Origin of the sequence: Cellulomonas carbonis (assembly GCF_014636275.1) — a bacterium.
Lineage (GTDB): Bacteria > Actinomycetota > Actinomycetes > Actinomycetales > Cellulomonadaceae > Actinotalea > Actinotalea carbonis.
Genome location: NZ_BMEB01000001.1, coordinates 421,359 through 439,121, shown reverse-complemented (window position 1 = coordinate 439,121; position 17,763 = coordinate 421,359). Strand labels below are relative to the sequence as shown.

At 75.3% G+C, this 17,763-nt stretch carries 16 protein-coding genes; 4 read left to right on the top strand and 12 right to left on the bottom strand.

The annotated features are described in order from the left end of the window. Positions 1-24: 24 nt before the first annotated feature. The 3 genes from IEV86_RS01995 (at position 25) to IEV86_RS01985 (ending at position 3,271) form a co-directional block, all read left to right on the top strand. Entirely contained in the window at positions 25-555 is a 531-nt protein-coding gene (locus IEV86_RS01995; protein WP_081978576.1) for a heme-degrading domain-containing protein, read from the top strand. After that, on the top strand, positions 555-2,696 hold the full coding sequence (locus IEV86_RS01990; protein ID WP_081978575.1) for an ABC transporter ATP-binding protein: 2,142 nt from the start codon (positions 555-557) through the stop codon (positions 2,694-2,696). The genes IEV86_RS01995 and IEV86_RS01990 overlap by 1 nt, the downstream gene beginning before the upstream one ends. Before the next feature lie 230 nt (positions 2,697-2,926). Further along, positions 2,927-3,271, top strand: a complete 345-nt coding sequence (locus IEV86_RS01985) for an RNA polymerase-binding protein RbpA (RefSeq protein WP_043604054.1) — start codon at positions 2,927-2,929, stop codon at positions 3,269-3,271. 191 nt (positions 3,272-3,462) lie between these two features. On the opposite strand, the gene lnt is transcribed toward IEV86_RS01985, so the two are convergent. The 9 genes from lnt to IEV86_RS01940 all read right to left on the bottom strand — a co-directional run bounded on the left by lnt (position 3,463) and on the right by IEV86_RS01940 (position 14,825). Continuing rightward, positions 3,463-5,070, bottom strand: coding sequence for an apolipoprotein N-acyltransferase (gene lnt, locus IEV86_RS01980; RefSeq protein WP_052425976.1), 1,608 nt, complete (start codon positions 5,068-5,070; stop codon positions 3,463-3,465). Positions 5,071-5,697: 627 nt separating this feature from the next. Beyond that, a complete protein-coding gene (locus IEV86_RS01975; protein ID WP_043604102.1) occupies positions 5,698-7,326 on the bottom strand; it encodes an amidohydrolase in 1,629 nt (542 codons plus the stop codon). Between the two features lie 70 nt (positions 7,327-7,396). Beyond that, positions 7,397-10,198: a DEAD/DEAH box helicase gene (locus tag IEV86_RS01970; RefSeq protein ID WP_043604052.1), complete on the bottom strand. Its 2,802-nt coding sequence runs from the start codon at positions 10,196-10,198 to the stop codon at positions 7,397-7,399. Positions 10,199-10,290: 92 nt separating this feature from the next. Then, on the bottom strand, positions 10,291-11,208 hold the full coding sequence (locus IEV86_RS01965; protein ID WP_306460058.1) for a diacylglycerol/lipid kinase family protein: 918 nt from the start codon (positions 11,206-11,208) through the stop codon (positions 10,291-10,293). Then, positions 11,205-11,975, bottom strand: coding sequence for a twin-arginine translocase subunit TatC (tatC, locus tag IEV86_RS01960; RefSeq protein ID WP_043604096.1), 771 nt, complete (start codon positions 11,973-11,975; stop codon positions 11,205-11,207). Before tatC ends, IEV86_RS01965 begins: the two co-directional genes overlap by 4 nt. Before the next feature lie 82 nt (positions 11,976-12,057). After that, positions 12,058-12,330, bottom strand: coding sequence for a Sec-independent protein translocase subunit TatA (gene tatA / locus IEV86_RS01955; protein ID WP_052425975.1), 273 nt, complete (start codon positions 12,328-12,330; stop codon positions 12,058-12,060). Positions 12,331-12,430: 100 nt separating this feature from the next. After that, a complete protein-coding gene (locus IEV86_RS01950) occupies positions 12,431-12,751 on the bottom strand; it encodes a hypothetical protein (RefSeq protein WP_043604051.1) in 321 nt (106 codons plus the stop codon). A 9-nt stretch (positions 12,752-12,760) separates the two neighbouring features. Beyond that, positions 12,761-13,819, bottom strand: coding sequence for a helix-turn-helix transcriptional regulator (locus IEV86_RS01945; RefSeq protein WP_081978574.1), 1,059 nt, complete (start codon positions 13,817-13,819; stop codon positions 12,761-12,763). Next, positions 13,812-14,825, bottom strand: coding sequence for a helix-turn-helix transcriptional regulator (locus IEV86_RS01940; protein WP_043604049.1), 1,014 nt, complete (start codon positions 14,823-14,825; stop codon positions 13,812-13,814). Before IEV86_RS01940 ends, IEV86_RS01945 begins: the two co-directional genes overlap by 8 nt. A gap of 35 nt (positions 14,826-14,860) precedes the next feature. Here IEV86_RS01940 and IEV86_RS01935 point away from each other — a divergent pair, with 35 nt between their 5' ends. After that, entirely contained in the window at positions 14,861-16,003 is a 1,143-nt protein-coding gene (locus IEV86_RS01935; protein ID WP_043604048.1) for a DUF3866 family protein, read from the top strand. Between the two features lie 6 nt (positions 16,004-16,009). Here the strand turns inward: IEV86_RS01935 and IEV86_RS01930 are convergent, their stop codons facing one another. The 3 genes from IEV86_RS01930 to IEV86_RS01920 form a co-directional block, all read right to left on the bottom strand. After that, positions 16,010-16,507, bottom strand: a complete 498-nt coding sequence (locus tag IEV86_RS01930; RefSeq protein ID WP_229734435.1) for a PH domain-containing protein — start codon at positions 16,505-16,507, stop codon at positions 16,010-16,012. A 16-nt stretch (positions 16,508-16,523) separates the two neighbouring features. Next, entirely contained in the window at positions 16,524-17,372 is an 849-nt protein-coding gene (gene hisG / locus IEV86_RS01925; protein ID WP_043604045.1) for an ATP phosphoribosyltransferase, read from the bottom strand. A 106-nt stretch (positions 17,373-17,478) separates the two neighbouring features. Continuing rightward, positions 17,479-17,742, bottom strand: coding sequence for a phosphoribosyl-ATP diphosphatase (locus tag IEV86_RS01920; RefSeq protein WP_043604044.1), 264 nt, complete (start codon positions 17,740-17,742; stop codon positions 17,479-17,481). Positions 17,743-17,763: the final 21 nt, after the last annotated feature.

The following is a 17,763-nucleotide window of genomic DNA, read 5'->3' as shown; positions in this document are numbered from 1 at the left end:
GGCAGGCTGTCCCCAGGAGGTCCCATGACGCACCACGAGAAGCACCACACTCACGACGACGCCTCGGGCGCGACGCCCGGCGCGTCGGCAGCCCACCTCGTGGCGGAGGTCGAGCAGCAGCAGGCCCGCCTGCAGCTCACCCGGTTCGACAACGACGACGCCTTCCGCCTGGGCATCCTCCTGGTCGAGATGGCGCGGGAGCGCCGGCTGCCCGTCACGGTGGACGTCCGCCGGCACGGGCACGTCCTGTTCCACGTGTCGTTGCCCGGGACGACGCCGGACAACGACACGTGGGTCGAGCGCAAGAGCCGCGTGGTCGACCGGTTCGGCGCGCCGTCCTTCCTCGTCGGTCTGCGGAGCAGGCTCAAGGGCCGCACGTTCGAGGAGGACAGCGGGCTGGCGGTGCAGGAGTACGCCGCGCACGGCGGGTCCTTCCCGCTCACGGTGCGCGACGTCGGCCCGGTCGGGACCGTGACCGTGTCGGGACTCCCCCAGGCCGAGGACCACGCGCTCGTCGTCGAGGCGCTCGAGGCCTTCCTCGACGGCCGGGCGTGATGCCTGCCGGACGCTCCCCCGCCGAGAGCTCCCCCGCCGGCGACCGCCCGGGCGGCACGCCCGCCGCCACGACCGTGCCCGTGCCCTCGGACACGCGCGCCCTCCTGCGGCGGATCGGCGGGCTCCTCGCCCCGCACCGGGCCAGCCTCGCGCTCGTCGCCGTCACCATCGTGGTCGGCGCCGGGCTCGGCATCACTCTCCCCTTCCTCACGCAGGCGGTCTTCGACCGCGCGCTCTTCCCGGCGGACGGCTCGGGGGTCGACGTCCGGCTGCTGACGCTGCTCGTCGCGGCGATGGTCGCGGTGCCGCTGCTCAGCGCCGGGATCGGTGTGGGCCAGACCTACCTGACGACGACGGTCGGCAACCGGGCCATGGCGGACCTGCGTGCACGGCTCTTCGAGCACCTCGAGCGCATGGAGCTCGCGTTCTTCACGGCGACGAGGACGGGGTCGATCCAGTCGCGCCTCGCGAACGACGTGGGCGGCGTGCGCTCGGTGCTCACCACGACCGCGGCGAGCATCCTGTCCAACGCCGTGACGGTCGTCGCGTCCCTCGTCGCGATGGTGCTCCTGTCCTGGCAGCTGACCGTCATCTCGCTCGCCCTGATGCCGCTCTTCATCGTGCTGCAGCGGCGTGTCGGTGCCCGGCGCCAGGTCCTCGCGCGCCGGACGCAGGAGTCGCTCGCCGACATGACCGCGATCACGGAGGAGGCGCTCAGCGTCTCGGGCGTCCTCCTGTCGAAGGTCTTCAACCGGGCCGACGCCGAGGTCGCGCGGTACCGCGAGGAGAACGAGCGCCAGGCGGAGCTCCAGGTCAAGCAGGCGATGGCGGGTCAGGGCTTCTTCGGCGTCGTGACCGCGTTCATGGCCATCACGCCGGCCCTGGTCTACCTCGCGTCGGGCCTCATGATCGACGCGGGGGCGGAGATCTCCGCCGGGACCCTGGTGGCGTTCTCGACCCTGCAGGCGCGGCTGCTCATGCCCATGCTGTCGCTCATGCGCGTCGCGCTCGACGTCCAGACGTCGCTCGCCCTGTTCCGCCGGATCTACGAGTACCTCGACCTCGTGCCCGCGATCGCCGACCGTCCCGACGCCGTCGCGCTCGACCCGAGCACCGTGCGGGGCGAGGTCGAGCTCGACGGGGTGTGGTTCGCCTATCCCCCTCCCCCACGTCTCAGCGCACCCCCGCCCGCTCCTCGCGGGACCGGTGGTGGCGGCATGGGCGGCGGTCGCGGGGCCCTCATGGCGTACGGCGTGGCGCCCGGGTCGCACCCCGGCGGCGGCGCTCGAGCCGACGTCACGGCGCGGACGACGTCGTCCGACGGCGCCGACCCCGGCCGTGCCGACGAGACCCCGGTCGGCCCGCCCGGGTCCCCCGGGCGCCCGTGGGCCGTCCGTGACGTCTCGTTCCGGATCCCCGCGGGCTCGCTGGCGGCCTTCGTCGGGCCGTCCGGCGCGGGCAAGACCACGCTGAGCAACCTCGTGCCCCGCCTGTACGACGTCGACCGCGGCGCCGTGCGCATCGACGGGACCGACGTCCGCGACATCGCCCTCGGGTCGCTCGCCGACGTCGTCGGGATGGTGACGCAGGACCCGTACCTGTTCCACGCGAGCATCGCGGACAACCTGCGCTACGCACGTCCCGACGCGACCGACGCCGAGCTCGTCGAGGCGGCCCGTGCCGCCAACATCCACGACCGGATCGCGTCGTCGCCCGACGGCTACGCCACCACGGTCGGTGAGCGGGGCTACCGGCTCAGCGGCGGCGAGAAGCAGCGGCTCGCGATCGCGCGCGTGCTGCTGAAGGACCCGCGCATCCTCGTCCTGGACGAGGCCACGTCGGCGCTCGACACCGCGTCCGAGCGTCTCGTCCAGCAGGCGCTCACCGAGGTGATGCGGGGTCGCACCACGATCGCGATCGCCCACCGCCTGTCGACCATCCGGCACGCCGACGTCATCCTCGTCGTCGACGACGGTCGCGTGGTCGAGCAGGGTGACCACGAGGAGCTGCTCGCCCGTGGTGGGCTGTACGCACGGCTGCACGCCGAGCAGTTCGGCGGCGGGCGGGTCGAGGCGCGGTTCTCCGACGGCGTGATGTTCACCGACGGCGTCGTGCTGGCGCAGCACCAGAGGCGTTCCTGACCCGGACCGCACGAGTTGCGGCTCCGAGGGGGTCACGAGAGTGTGAGGAGCGGTCCGGACCGGCGGACCTGCACCCACGACGACGACGTGATCACCGTCACGGCGAGACGTTCACGGGACCTTCACGGACGGGCGGAACACCGGACCGGACCGGGACGTTGTGCCAGTTGGACCACTCTCCGAGCGCGGCAACCTCCGCGCTCGCCAGCCGCCAGAACGGAGGCCTCACCATGGCTGACCGATCCCTGCGGGGTATGCGCATCGGCGCGAACAGCATGGAGTCGGAGCAGGGCGTCGAGTTCGCTCCTCGGCTCCAGGCGTACTACGACTGCCCCGACGGGCACACGATCATCCTCCCGTTCTCGACGGAGGCCGACGTCCCCGTCGTGTGGGAGTGCCGATGCGGCAAGGAGGCGCTCCTGCGGGACGCCAGCAAGCCCGAGCCCAAGTCCGGCAAGCCCCCGCGCACGCACTGGGACATGCTCCTCGAGCGGCGCACCGTGAGCGAGCTCGAGGACCTGCTCGCCGAGCGGCTCGAGCTTCTTCGCGCAGGCAAGCTCCGCCGCTCCGCCTGAACCCAGCAGCGCACGCGTGCGCTGCGCACGCGCAGCCGCCACGACACGGGACGGCCGCCACGACACGTGGCGGCCGTCCCGTCGTCTCTGCGACCGGCTGACCGACCGGGTCGACGGCCGATCTCCGGGCCGCCCGACGACGAGGGCGAGTCAGCCGGTCGACGGCCGATGCACTGGCCAGACCCCGTGCCTCAGCGGACCGCGGGCTGCCGGGACGTCGCGCGCGGACCGGCGGCACGCTGTCGTCCCGCGGACGCCTCACGACGCAGCCGCGCCGCGCCCGCCGCGCCGGCGACCACGACGACGACCGCGAGAGCGCGGAACGTCCAGGCGACGACGTCGCCGTAGCGCGTCGCCGGCGTGAGTCCGGTGCGCAGCGCCAGGTCGGCGACCATCGTGTCGGCCGTGAACAGGTCCGTGCTGCGCGTCACCCGACCGTTGGGCGTGATGACGGCGCTCACCCCGACCGTCGACACCTGGACCGTCGCGCGCCCGTGCTCGATCGCTCGGATCCGCGACATCGCGAGCTGCTGCGTCGACTCGTCCGTCACGCCGAAGGTCGCGTTGTTGGTGGGCACGACGACGATCTCGGCACCGGCCCGAACGCCCTCGCGCATGATGCCGTCGTACGCGACCTCGAAGCAGATCCCCACCCCGATCGGCACGATCCTGCCCAGGCGCTCCGAGGGCACCTCGACGAGGCCCACCTCGTCGCCGGGGAGCATGTCGCGACGCACTCGGTCGACGGCGTCGGAGAACCGGCGGGCGATCTCGCGCATGGGGACGTACTCGGCGAACGCCGCCGGGCGCTGCTTCGCGTACGCGGCGAGTGGCCCCTCCTGCGGGTCCCACAGCAGCGCGACGTTGTACCGCCCGCCGGTCGACGGGTACTCGAGCGTCCCGACGAGCACCGGGGCGTCGACCGCCTGGGCCGCACGGTCCACGGCGCGTCGAGCCCCCTCGTCCACGCGCGGGTCGACGTCCGAGCCGTTCTCCGGCCACAGGACCAGGTCCAGGGTCCCCGACCCGACCTCGTCGGCGAGGCGCTCGGTGCCGGCGACGTGGTTCTCGAGCACCTCGCGCTCCTGCGCGAAGGAGTCCAGGCCCCGGTTCGGCACGTTGCCCTGGACGGCGCCGACCGCGAGGGTCCCCTCCTCCGCCCGCGTGTCGAGAGGGACCAGGAGTCCCGAACCGACGACGGCGAGGCCGACCAGGACGGCTCCACTCGCGGTCCCCAGGTCCAGCCGCCGGACGGCCAGGACGGCCAGCGCGAGGCACACCCCGGCAACCACCACGACCGCGGACAGCAGGGGCACTCCCCCGGCCCAGGCCCACCGCGCCGTCACCGCGTCGGCCTGGGAGAAGGCGAGCCGACCCCACGGGAACCCGCCGAACGGCCACACGGAGCGCAGCTCCTCCACGCCCACCCACAGGATCGCGAACGTCGGCACCTGGAGGTGGGCGCGGTGGCGGATCGCGGCGCCGCGGCGCGCCCACGACCACCCCGCCGCGAACAGGCCGACGAAGCCGGCCTCCGCGATCGACAGCGCGAACCACGGCACCGGCCCGACCGCGTACTCGGCCCAGGCGATGTGGGGCAGGAAGAACGCCAGGCCGAAGAGGAAGCCGATGAGCGCGTTCCAGCGCGCCGAGTCCCGGCCGAGCGCGAGGAAGAGCAGCGCGACCCCGACGAACGCGAGCGGCCAGAGCCCGAGACCCGGGAACGCGGCGTCGGTGGCGAGGCCGCCGACGATCGCCGCGACGACGGTCGTGAGGCGGCGCGGCGTGGGCTGGAGCACCGGCTCAGGCTACCCGTGCCGCCCGCGACGCCCACGCGCGCATCCGCACGCACCGGACGGCACCGGCACGCGCGCGATCGTGGATGTCCTCCCCGGTGGCCGTCCCGTGCGTCGCTGGGGAGGAAGCACCCGGGGGTGGGAGCCCCTCCTGCGGACGAGGCCGGCCGAGACACCGGCACGTCCCGGCGGGGGCCACCGGGCGGTAGGCCCGCGTGTCCTTCGGACCGGACGTCGTCCCGGAGGTCGTCGTCCGTTGTCTACTGAACACGCGGGCCCAGCCGGCGCCCTCCGTCATGAGCGCGCCGCGCGAGCGGCGCCGCGATCTGCGGGGGGAACACGGCGAACATAGCGACTCCCGGGAACCAGTCAAGGGGCCGTTGGTCCAGGTCAGCGCCGTTCTCGCTGGTCACGGCGCCTGCTCTGGACGGCGTGTCCCATCGCGGTCTCGGCGTGTCGTCCGGCGTGTCGTCCCCTGGGTCCGCCTGCGGCCGTCGGACCGCTCGCCGGACGGCGGCCGCGCACCGACACGGCGTCGGACGACCGCTCACCGCGCAGCCAGGCACCGCAGCACCGTCGACCGTCAGCTCACCCGGTCGGCGCAGCGGGACCGCACCGTCGGCCGGCCACCTACCCCAGGGCGTCGTGCACGACGACCCCGTCGCGCAGCATCCGGAGGCACCGCGGGGCGGGGACGTCCGCCCCCAGCTCGGGGAGCAACGGCGTGCCGGCGCGCTGGTCGGTGCTCCACCACGCGCGACGCGCGTCCGGCGCCTGGACCGCGAGGCTCACGGCCTCCCAGACGGCGAGGTGGGCGGGCGCGCCGAGGCGCACCTCACCCGCACCCGTGCCGTCGAGGCCCGCGGCCCGCCAGCCGCCACGCGTGTGCGCGCGGAACGCGGCCCGGGCGGAGATCCGGTGCTCCGGGGTCCGGTGCGTCACGGCGGCGAGCACCGCCCCCCACGGGTCGAGGGGTGTCACCGGCGAGTCCGACCCGAGGGCCATCGGCACCCCGGCGGCAGCGAGCGCCGCGAACGGGTTCATGCGTGCCGCCCGTGCACGGCCGAGGCGCTGCGCGTACATGCCGTCCGGGCCACCCCAGCGGTGGTCGAACGCGGGCTGGACGCTCGCCGTCAGGCCGAGCGACGCGAGGCGGGCGACGCCGTCGTCGTCCAGCAGCTCCGCGTGCTCGACCCGGTGGCCCGCGCCGCGTACGCGCACGCCCAGGGGTCCCGCGGCGGCGGCCGCCGTGCCCGCGAGGACCGCGTCGAGCGCCCGGTCCCCGATCGCGTGGAACGCGGCGTGCGCCCCTGCGGCCGTGACGGCGAGGAGATGCGCCTCGACCGCGTCGGCGTCGAGCGACAGCGCCCCCGAGCCGGGTGCGTCGGCGTAGGGCTCGCGCAGCGCCGCGGTGCGCGACCCGAGCGAGCCGTCCACCGTCAGGTCGCCGCCGATCCCGGTCAGACCGGGCACGGCCGCGAGCAGCTCGCGCGCGTCCTCGACCGTGCGGCACGCCTCGGCGCGGTACCCGACGACGAGCGGCAGCGCGGAACCGGCGTCGGCGGTGAGCGCGAGCGCGAGGGCGAGGCCCACGCGGGTGTCGAGCGACGGGCTGCTGTGCTCGTGGACCGCGACGACGCCCGCCGCCGCGGCGGCGCCGAGCGCTCGCCGGTAGAGGCCCTCGCGCGCGAGGTCGCCGACGTCCCGGGTCGACGCGCGTGCGCGCTCGTGCGCCTGCCCTGTCAGCAGGCCGTCCTCGCGCCAGCCGGGCAGCCCGACGCACCCCGCGTCGTGCGCCATCGCCGTCGAGACCACGGCCGAGTGGACGTCGACCCGCATGAGGTGGACCGGGGCGCCGCCGGAGGCACGGTCGAGCTCCGCACGCGTGGGCGGGCGCCCCTCGGGCCAGGCCGTCTCGTCCCAGCCGTGCCCGAGGACCGGCACGCCGCCCTCCGTCCGCCGGGCTGCGGCGGCGACGAGGTCGAGCGCGTCCGCGAGCGACCGGACACCCGCGCCGACGCCGAGGTCCACCGTGCCGAGCGCGAGACCCGTCTCGAGCAGGTGCACGTGCGCGTCGACGAAGGCGGGGGTCACGAGGGCGCCGTCCAGGTCGACCACCTCGTCCGCACCGTCCAGGACGGTGTGCACGCTGTCCTCGGCGCCGAGCCAGGCCACGCGGCCGTCCGCGACGAGCACCGCCTCCGCGAACGGGTCCGCGGGCGAGTGGACGACACCGTTGCGGTAGAGCGTCGAGGTCACGCCGCGACGGTAGCCCACCCCGCCGACACGTCCGCGCTGTCGCTCCCCCGCGACGCGGGCACGGCGGCCGTCACACCGAGCTGTACGCGACGACCCCTCGGCGGAGCTGGTCGACCGCTCGGCGCGCGGCCGCACGTGTCGCGGGGGTCGGCGCCGCCTGACCGATCTGGTCGAGCAGGTCGATCACCTGCTTGCACCAGCGCACGAAGTCGCCCGCGGCGAGGTCGGTGCCCTGGAGCACCGCGCCGAGGCTCCGCCCCGACGCCCAGCGGTGCACGGGTTCGACGAGGCCCGTGTCGACGGGCCTCGTGGTCTGGAGCCGGTGCGCGAGCTCGAGGTCCTCGACGTGCGACCAGATGCGCACCGTCTCGTCGATCGCGCGGCCGAGCCGACCCTGCGGGCCACCCGGGACCTGCGGCGCGGTCTCGCGCTCCTCACGGCGTGCCTCGAACACCACCGTCGAGACGACGGCGGCGAGGCCGGGAGCGTCCAGGCCGTCCCACACGCCGCGCCGCAGGCACTCCGCGACGAGCAGGTCGCTCTCGGCGTACAGGCGGCGCAGCCACCGCCCGGAGTCGGTCACCCGCAGCCGGGGGCCCGCCTCGTCGTCGACCTCCTCGAGGTACCCGGACACGGTGAGCACGTCGCAGATGCGGTCGAAGACCCGTGCGATCGAGCTCGTCCGACCCTCGATCCGGCGGACCAGCGCGTCGTGCTCGCGCTTGAGCCGGTGGTACCGCTCGGCCCAGCGCGCATGGTCCTCACGCTCGGAGCAGCCGTGGCACGGATGGCTCCGCAGCCGGCGTCGCAGCCCGGCGAGGGTCGCGTCGTCGGCCGCGGGCCGTACCTCACGTCCGGTCCGGTCGCCGTGCGCGCCGCGTCCCGGGTCGGCGAGCGCGCTGCGCATCGCCGAGGCGAGGTCGCGCTTGTGCGCGGCGTTGCGCGGTGAGAACTGCCGCGGGACCCGCACGGTCGTCACGGTGCGCACACCGCGGTCCAGGTCGGTCGCGGAGAGCGTGCGCACCTGGCGCTCCGACGTGAGGACGGTCGGACGCGGGCCGTCGAGCCCCGCGTCGCGTCCCGGGTCGAGCACGACGGCGTAGCCCGCGCGCCGCCCCGCCGGGATCTCGACGACGTCGCCCACGCGCAGCCGCTGGAGGCTCGCGAGGGCCTCCGCGCGCCGCGCCCGCGCCGCCTCGCGCGAGAGGTCCTGCTCACGCTCGGTGAGCTGACGGCGAAGGCGGGCGTACTCCGCGAAGTCTCCGAGGTGACAGCGCATCGCCTCGGCGTAGCCGTCGAGCGCCTCCGCGTGCGCCTGCGCCTGCCGCGCGAGCCCCACGACGGCACGGTCGGCCTGGAACTGCGCGAAGCTCGTCTCGAGCACCTCGCGCGCGCGCTCGCGACCGACCTGCGCGACGAGGTTGACCGCCATGTTGTACGTCGGCCGGAAGCTCGACCGGAGCGGGTAGGTCCGGCGTGAGGCGAGGCCCGCGAGGGCCGTCGGGTCGAGCGCGCCGTGGTCGACGACGACGGCGTGCCCCTCGACGTCGATCCCGCGCCGCCCGGCGCGGCCGGTCAGCTGCGTGTACTCGCCGGGCGTGATGTCGACGTGGGCCGACCCGTCCCACTTGGTGAGCTTGTCGAGGACGACCGACCGTGCGGGCATGTTGATCCCCAGCGCGAGCGTCTCGGTCGCGAACACGACCTTGACCAGACCGCGCGAGAAGAGCTCCTCGACGGTCTCCTTGAACAGCGGCAGGAGACCCGCGTGGTGCGACGCGATCCCGCGCTCGAGCGCCTGGCTCCACTCCCAGAAGCCGAGGACCGCGAGGTCCTGCGCGGGCACCGCGGCGCACCGCTGCTCGACCACGCGGCGGATCTCCGCCTCCTGCTCCGCGGTCGTGAGCCGCAGACCCGCGCGGACGCACTGCTGCACGGCGGCGTCGCACCCGGCGCGCGAGAAGACGAAGAAGATGGCGGGCAGGAGCGCCTCGCGGTCCAGCACGTCCACGACGGCGAAGCGCGGTGCCGGTCGGCGGAGCCCCGTCGCGACCCGCCGCCCGCCGCGGCCGCGGAAGCCGCGGTCCCCCGCTCCCCCGCGGTGCGGGCCCTCGGCGCGCTCGAGCCGGCGCAGCGTCTGCGCCAGGTCGGGGTTGATGGGCGGGTCGACGCCCGGTGCCGTCGGGTCGACGTGGCCCGCGTAGAGGTCGAACAGGCCGTCACGCGTCATCACGTGCTGCCACAGCGGGACGGGCCGGACCTCGCTCACGACGACGGCGGTGTCGCCCCGCACCATCGTGAGCCAGTCGCCGAACTCCTCGGCGTTCGAGACCGTCGCGGACAGCGACACGAGCTGCACGTCGTCGGGCAGGTGGATGATGACCTCCTCCCACACCGGCCCGCGGAACCGGTCGGCGAGGTAGTGCACCTCGTCCATGACGACGTACGCGAGGCCCTCGAGCGCGGGCGACCCGGCGTACAGCATGTTGCGGAGCACCTCGGTCGTCATGACGACGACGGGCGCGTCCCCGTTGACCGTCGTGTCACCCGTGAGCAGGCCGACGTCGTCGACCCCGTGACGGCGCACGAGGTCGCCGTACTTCTGGTTGCTCAGCGCCTTGATGGGCGTCGTGTAGAACGCCTTGCGACCCTGCTCGAGCGCGAGGTGCACCGCGAACTCGCCGACGACGGTCTTCCCCGCACCGGTCGGCGCCGCCACGAGCACGCCGCGACCGCCCTCGAGCGCGGCGCAGGCCTCGCGCTGGAAGTCGTCGAGCTCGAACTCCAGCTCGCGGGCGAAGGTCGCGAGACGGGTCCGCTGCTCGGCCGCTCGACGTCGGGACGCGGCGTACCGCTCGGCTGGCGAGGACATGCGGTCAGCCTAGGCAGCCGGGGCGCCGCGAGCCCGTGGAGCGGCACGTGGCGGGAGGTGCGTGCCCGGGCGGCCGTCGCGGGTGCGAGCCGTCAGGCGAGCAGCCGCACGGCCCCGGGATGGACCTCGGCGAGCATCGGCAGCGGCCCGAGGCGCTCGCCGTCGGCGAAGGCGACGGGCGGCACGGGCCCGACCGGGCTGTGCTCGACGAGCACGCGGCGCGTGCGCAGCACCGTGCAGGCCGGGTGGTCCACGTGGGTCCCCGAGTAGACGCGGGGGAAGACGGCCAGGAGCTCGGCGCGGCTGAGCGGCCCGGCGACCAGGACGTCGAGGAGGCCGTCGTCCATGCGCGCCGCGGGCGCGATCCGCATCCCACCGCCGAAGCTCGGGGCGTTCGCGACGGCGACGAGCGACCCGGTCGACTCCCACGTCGTGTCGTCGAGCGTGAGCCGGTAGCCGTAGGGCCGGAACCCGCCGAGCACGGCGAGGAGCGCGCGGACGTACTTCGCGCGTCCCCTCGGCCACGCGAGGCCGTTCGCGTGCGCGTTCACGGCGGCGTCGATGCCGCACGACAGCACGCCGAGGTACCACTCGCGGGCCGAGTAGTCGGGTGGACCGACCGCGACGGCGTCGACGAGGCGTCCGCCCGACTCGAGTCCGCGCTCGACGGCGGCCAGACCGCCGTCGGCGTCGTGCACGGGCAGCCCGTGCACGCCCGCGATGTCGTTCCCGCTCCCGGCCGGCACGACGCCGAGCGGCAGGTCGGTCCCCGCGACGACGTTCGCCCCGAGGTGCACCATGCCGTCCCCGCCCACGACGACGAGCGCGTCGAGCCCGTCGACGACGGCCTGCCGTGCGTGCAGCACGGCCGTCGCTGCGTCGTCGGCCGACAGGTCGACGACCTCGTGCCCGCGGCCGCGTGCGGCGTCGAGGAGCCTCTGCCCGCGGGCCGCCCCGCGTCCCTGCCCCGCGGTGGGATTGACGACGACGCCGAGGCGCAGGCCGCTCACCCGTCGTCGCCGCGGCCGGTTCCCGCGAGGGGCGGAAGACCGTCGGCGATGCGCCGCGCGTCGCGGCGACGGTCACGCAGCGCGCAGACGCCGACCGCGAGGAAGTACAGCCCGACCATCGGCAGAGCCAGGAGGATCATCGTGATCGCGTCGGGGGTCGGCGTCGCGAACGCCGCGAAGGTGAAGACGAGGAGCACGGCCCAGCGCCAGCCGCGCAGCCACGTCGTCGCCCGCACGAGACCCGCGAACGTCAGCCCCACCATGACGACGGGCAGCAGGAACGCGACGCCGAACGCCAGCAGCACGCGCATGACGAAGCTGAGGTAGAGCTGCGCGTCGATGAGGTTCGCCGACCCCTCCGGCGTGAACTCGGTGAGCAGCGCGACCGCGTTCGGCAGCACGCGCCACGCGAGCCACGCACCGGCCAGGAAGAGCGGCGTCGCGGCGGCCAGGAAGGCGACGGCGTAGTGCCGTTCACGACGCGTCAGGCCGGGCGTGATGAACAGCCACAGCTGGAGCAGCCACCACGGGCTCGACACGAGCACGCCCAGGAAGAGCGAGACCTTGACCTTCATGTCGAACGACGTCGCGACGCCCGCGAAGTTCAGCGCGACGAGCCCCTCGCGCTCGACGGAGAGCAGCGGCTCCTGGAGGGCCGCCAGGACCGGGTCGTACAGGACCCAGCCGACGACGCCGCCCGCGACGAGCCCGAGCGCCGCGAGCACGGTGCGCCGGCGCAGCTCGCGCAGGTGCTCGCGCAACGGCATGCGCCCCTCGGGGTTCACCCCTCGCGGCGCACGACGGGGAAGCGCGGACGGCACGGACGGCACGGACGTTCGGCGGCCGGCCTCAGGTGCCGGGGCGGTCGCCGTCGGCGGACCTGCGCACCGAGGGGTCGACCCCGTCCCGCGCGTCCGTGCGGTGCGGGTCCGTGGAGGTGGCGGACGTGCCGCGCGCACCCGTGGACCCGTCCGCGGGGTCGTCACGCAGGTCCTTGACCTCGTTCTTGAAGATCTTCAGCGACTGGCCGACGCTCCGGGCGAGGTCGGGCAGCCTGTTGGCGCCGAAGAGGAGCACGATCACGACCAGCAGGACGACGATGTGCCAGCCCTGGATTCTCACGAGTGCCTCCTGCCGTGCGCCGCCGTCGGTCGGGCGGCCCGTGGTCCGATCGTAGTCCGGACGCCGCCGGCGTCCGAGCGAGGGTGGGTCGAGCCGGGCATCAGTGGGAGAACGCGCGCCACCGCGCGTACGCCGCCTCGTGCCGCGCCGCGCGCGCCGCCCGCCGACGGGCCCTCGCCTGCAGCGCGAGGAGCCTCCGTGCGCGCGCGGGCTCGGGATCGGTGAGGTCGACCGGGGCCGGCACGGTCAGCACGAGCTGCTCCTCGGCGGCGGCGCGCTGCGACGCCTCCGCGAGGGCTGCCGAGCTGCGCTCGAGCTCCGCGAGGAGGCGACGCGCCCGGCGGTAGAGGTCGCGCAGCAGGAGGAACGCCCCGACGAGCGTCCCGGCGACGAGCAGCGCCCAGACCGTGAACCACAGCACGGCGTCAGGCTAGCGTGCGGCGCGCCGTCGACCGGCCTCGTCCTCGGGCCCGCCCGCGCGCGGTCCGGCGGCGTCGGGCTCGTCACGGTCGGGCCTGTCTCGGTCCGGCCCGTCGTCGTACGCGAGCAGCGCACGACGGGCCGCCTCGGCGACCTCGGCCGCCACCGACCCGGGCCGGACCGCGCGGACGTCCGGCGCCAGCCGGAGCAGGAGCTGGTCGAGCCACGCACGGGACGCCACGCGCAACGTGACCCGGAAGCCGCCGTCGTCGAGGTCGAGCGTCTCCTCGACCGGAAGCTGCTCGGCCACCCAGCGGGCCCGGCCCGACAGGTCGATCGTCACCGCGGCGTGCTCGGGTGCCGGCCGGAAGACGGTCGGGTCGGGCGCCCGCGCGGGCCGCCGCGTCACGGGCTCGTCGAGCACGCGCAGGTCGAGGATCCGGTCGAGGCGGAAGAGCCGCTCGCCGCCCGCGCTGTGGCACCAGGCCTGCAGGTAGGACCGCTCGTCGCCCGTGACGATCTGCCACGGGTCGACGTCGCGCTCGCTCAGCGCGTCGGACGCGTCGACGTAGCGCAGGTGGACCCGCCGTCCGTCGCGCAGCGCGCTCCGGGCGGTGGCGACCACCTGCGGGTCCGCCTCGACCGCGAGCTGGACGTCGACCGTGGCGGCCGCCTCCCCCGTCGCGGCGGTAAGCACGTCGAGCGTGCCCGTCAGGACCTCGCGCTCGACGGGGTCCAGCGCGTCGCCGACCGCCTCGCGCAGGGCCCGCAGCGCGGCCACGAGCACCACGGCCTCGCGCGTGCCGAGGCGCAGCGCCCGTCCCATGCCGCGCGACTGCGTGAGCCGGACGACCCCCGACTCGAGCGACGCCGCGTCGAAGTCGATGAGGTCGTCGGGCCAGTACCCCGGCGTCCCCGACATCCAGAGCGTGTCGACGTCCTTGAGGACCTGGCCCGGGCTCACGCCGAAGTGCGCCGCGAGGTCCTCGACGGCGACCCCGGGGTGACGGTCGAGGTACGCGACCATGCCGAGGAGGCGGAGCAGCCGCTCCGGAGTGCGGTCAGCCACGGTCGTCCTCCGGTGCGACGCGTCCACCCATCGCGACCGCGGCGCGCAGGCGGTCGACGACGGCCGTCCGCAGCTCGGGCGGGTCGAGCACGACGACCGCGTCCGTGTAGCCGGTGATCTCGGCCGCGAGGTCGCTCGTGCGCTGGTACGGGACCGCGACGACGTCGGTGCCCGGCGGGACCCGCAGGTGCGACGGCGGCGCGGCGTCGGGCAGGGCCCGCGCGCGCAGCGCCCCCGCCCGGTCGGGTGCGACGGCGAGCCACGCGGTCCGGGCGTCGGCGCGCTGCGCCGACGAGATGAGCGCAGCCGGGTCGGCGTCGGGTGGGACCGTGAACACCCCGGCGGGACCCTCGGGGACGACGGGACCCTCGATCCGGTTGAGGCGGAACACCCGCGGCGCGTCGCGGTCGCGGTCGCGGCCCACGAGGTACCAGCCGCCCCGGCTCGCCACGAGGCGCCACGGCTCGACGTGACGTCGACGCACCTCCCCGGTGCTCGCGGTCCGGTAGGTGAAGGCGACGACCTGGCGGTCGTGCGCGGCGTCGAGCAGCGGCGCGAGCGCCGGTCCGGCCGGGTGCACGCGGGGTGCGAGACCGGCGATGGCGTCGGTCTCCGAGGGCGTCGCTCCGACGGCTCGCAGCTTGGTGAGCGCGCGGCTCGCGTCGGCCTGGAGCGTCTGGTCGGTCCAGAACGCCGCCGCGAGCGACAGGACGCCGAGCTGGGCGGCGCTGAGGTCCATCGGCGGGAGCGCGTACGCGTCGGTGTCGATCCGGTAGCCGAGGTCGTCGCCGTGCGCGGCGCTCGTGACCGTGACGACGGGGACGCCCAGCTGGCGCAGCGTCTCCTTGTCGCGCTCGAACATGCGCTCGAACGCGTCGGTGGCCGCCTCGGGGTCGTACCCGGCGACGGACGCGCGGATCTGCTCCTTCGTCATCCGGCCCGTGGTGTTGACCAGGGCGATCACGAGGTTCAGCAGCCGCTCGGCGGCGGGTGTCTGGGCAGGCATCAGTGCCCACGCTAGCGGCCCGGTAGCGTGCAGACGTGATCAGCTGGCGCACGGGCACGGTGGTGTCGCACGGGTCCGGGTGGCCGGGCGCGACGGAGCTCGTCGTCGACTCCGACGACGGCGTCACGAGGCGAGCCCTCGCGTACGACCGCCTCGTCGGACGCCCCGCCGTCGGCGACCGCGTGCTCCTCAACGTCGGCGCGCAGGCACGCGGGCTCGGGACGGGCGGCTACGCGTTCGTCGTCGGTCTCCCCGACCGCCCGCCGGCGGACGCGCCGGCCGGTCCGGGGCACCTCGTCAAGGCGCGCTACACCCCCGTGCAGTCGATGGTGCTCGGGGTCGACGAGCAGGAGTCGCCCCACCACGCGCTCCTCGAGGACGCCGACGACCTCGCGGGCCTGCCCGTCGTCGTCGCGGACCTGCACTCGGCGCTGCCCGCGGTGGTCGCCGGCGCACGCTGGGCGGCGGAGCACGCTGGCCGGCCGCTCCCCCGCGTCGCGTACGTCATGACGGACGGCGGCGCGCTGCCCGCGTGGTTCTCGCGCGCCGTCGCGGGCCTGCGCGAGGCCGGGTGGCTCGAGTCGTGCGTCACGGTGGGGCAGGCGTTCGGCGGGGACCTCGAGGCGGTGACCGTCCACACGGGTCTGCTCGCGGCACGACTCGTCGTGGGGGCGGACCTCGTCGTCGTCGCGCAGGGACCGGGGAACCTCGGGACCGGGACCCGATGGGGCTTCTCCGGGGTCGCCGCAGGCGACGCCGTGAACGCGGTCGGCACGCTCGGCGGCCGCCCCGTCGCCTCGCTGCGGGTGTCCGGTGCTGACCCGCGCGACCGGCACCGCGGCGTGTCGCACCACTCGCGGACCGCGTACGGCCGCGTCGCGCTGGTCCCGGCGGACGTGCCCCTCCCGGTCGCCGACCCGCTCGACGGCCCGCCCCCACCCGACCGGGCCGCGCTGCTGGCGCACGTGCGCGAGCAGGCGGTGGCGCTGTGCGCGCCGCACGGCCGGCACCGGCTCGTCGAGGTGCCGGCGGGCGGTGCGCTCCTCGAGGCGCTCGGTCGCACGCCGGTGCGCCTGTCCACCATGGGACGGGGCCTCGACGCCGACCCCGAGGGCTTCCTGGCCGCTGCCGTCGCCGGCGTCCACGCCGAGTCGCTGCGGGCGTCGTCCGGCGCCTGACGGGGTTCAGTCGTCGCGTGCGGTGCCCGAGTGCCGCGCGACGAGCGTCGCGAGCCGACGCGCCTCGCGCACGGCACGCGCGCCGTCCGACCGCTGGATGCCCATGACCGCGAGCGTCGTGCCGTCCGCCAGGTCGAGCTGGACCCAGGGGCGGCCGTGGCCGAAGCGCACCGAGACGACCTCGGCCCAGGTGACCCGGCGCGTCACCACCAGGTTGCGCACGACGAGGCCGTCGCGGTCGGGATCCGCCCGCACGCCCGCGTGCCGCAGGAGGAACCACGCGCCGGCCAGGCCGAGGACGACGAACGCCAGGCGGTCGAGCAGGGGTGAGGCGACCGCGGCCTCGCGCGGGACGACCAGCCCGAGCAGGACCATCGCGCCCGCGAACGACCACGCGGCGACCGTCGAGACCACCCGGGCCGACCGCGGGCGGAAGGGCCGGTACAGATCGTGGTGCGGGCCGCCGTCGTGGTCCGCGGCCGAGGCCGGCGGGCGCTCGTTCACCTCGGTGCGCTGCCCGTCAGATGCGGCACGCGTGGATCGACGTGACGAGGATCGCGCGCGCGCCGACGTCGTACAGGTCGTCCATGACGCGGTTCGTGTCCTCGCGGCGGACCATCGCGCGGACGGCGGACCACCCGCCGCTGTGCAGCGGCGACACCGTCGGGGACTCGAGCCCCGGGGTGATCGCGACCGCCTGCTCGACGAGGTGCGCGGGGACGTCGTAGTCCATGAGGACGTACTGCCGCGCGACGAGCACACCCTGCAGGCGGCGCGTGAGCACCTCGAGACCCGCGGGGACCGCCGTCTGCGACTGCGGGCGGATCAGGACCGCCTCGGACCGCAGGATCGGGTCGCCGAAGACCTCGAGCCCCGCGCCGCGCAGCGTGGTCCCGGTCGAGACGACGTCGGCGACGACGTCGGCGACGCCGAGCTGGACCGCGGACTCGACCGCGCCGTCGAGCCGGATCACGGTCGCCTCGATCCCCCGGTCGCGCAGGTGGTCACCGACGAGCACCGGGTAGGACGTCGCGACGCGGCGCCCGGCGACCTCGGCGAGCGACGTCACGCGGTCCGCGGGCGCGGCGAAGCGGAACGTCGAGCCGCCGAAGCCGAGCTCCATGTGCTCGACCGCCGACGCGCCGGAGTCCAGCAGCAGGTCACGACCGGTGATCCCGGCGTCGACGGTCCCGGACCCGACGTAGACCGCGATGTCGCGCGGGCGCAGGAAGAAGAACTCGATGTCGTTCGCGGGGTCGACCAGGACGAGCTCGCGGGGGTCGCGGCGCTGCCGGTAACCGGCCTCGCGCAGCATGTCGGTCGCGGGCTCGGACAGCGAGCCCTTGTTCGGGACGGCGATGCGCAGCACGGGAGTCCTCTGTCGTCTGGGGTCGTGGCCGGGGTTCACCGGCGAGGGAACGGGACGGGCCTGGCGGTCGGCGCGTGCGGGTGGGGCGTGCGACGTCGCGCCCGCGTCACAGGTGCGCGTACACGTCCTCGAGGGACAGGCCGCGCGCGAGCATGAGGACCTGGAGGTGGTAGAGCAGCTGCGAGATCTCCTCGGCGGTCCGCTCGTCGCCCTCGTGCTCGGCGGCCATCCACACCTCGGCCGCCTCCTCGACGACCTTCTTGCCGATGAAGTGGACGCCCCGGTCCAGCTCGGCGACCGTGCCCGAGCCCTCGGGTCGGGTCCGCGCCTTCTCGGCGAGCTCGGCGAACAGCGTGTCGAACGTCTTCACGTGACCAGAGCCTAGACGCGT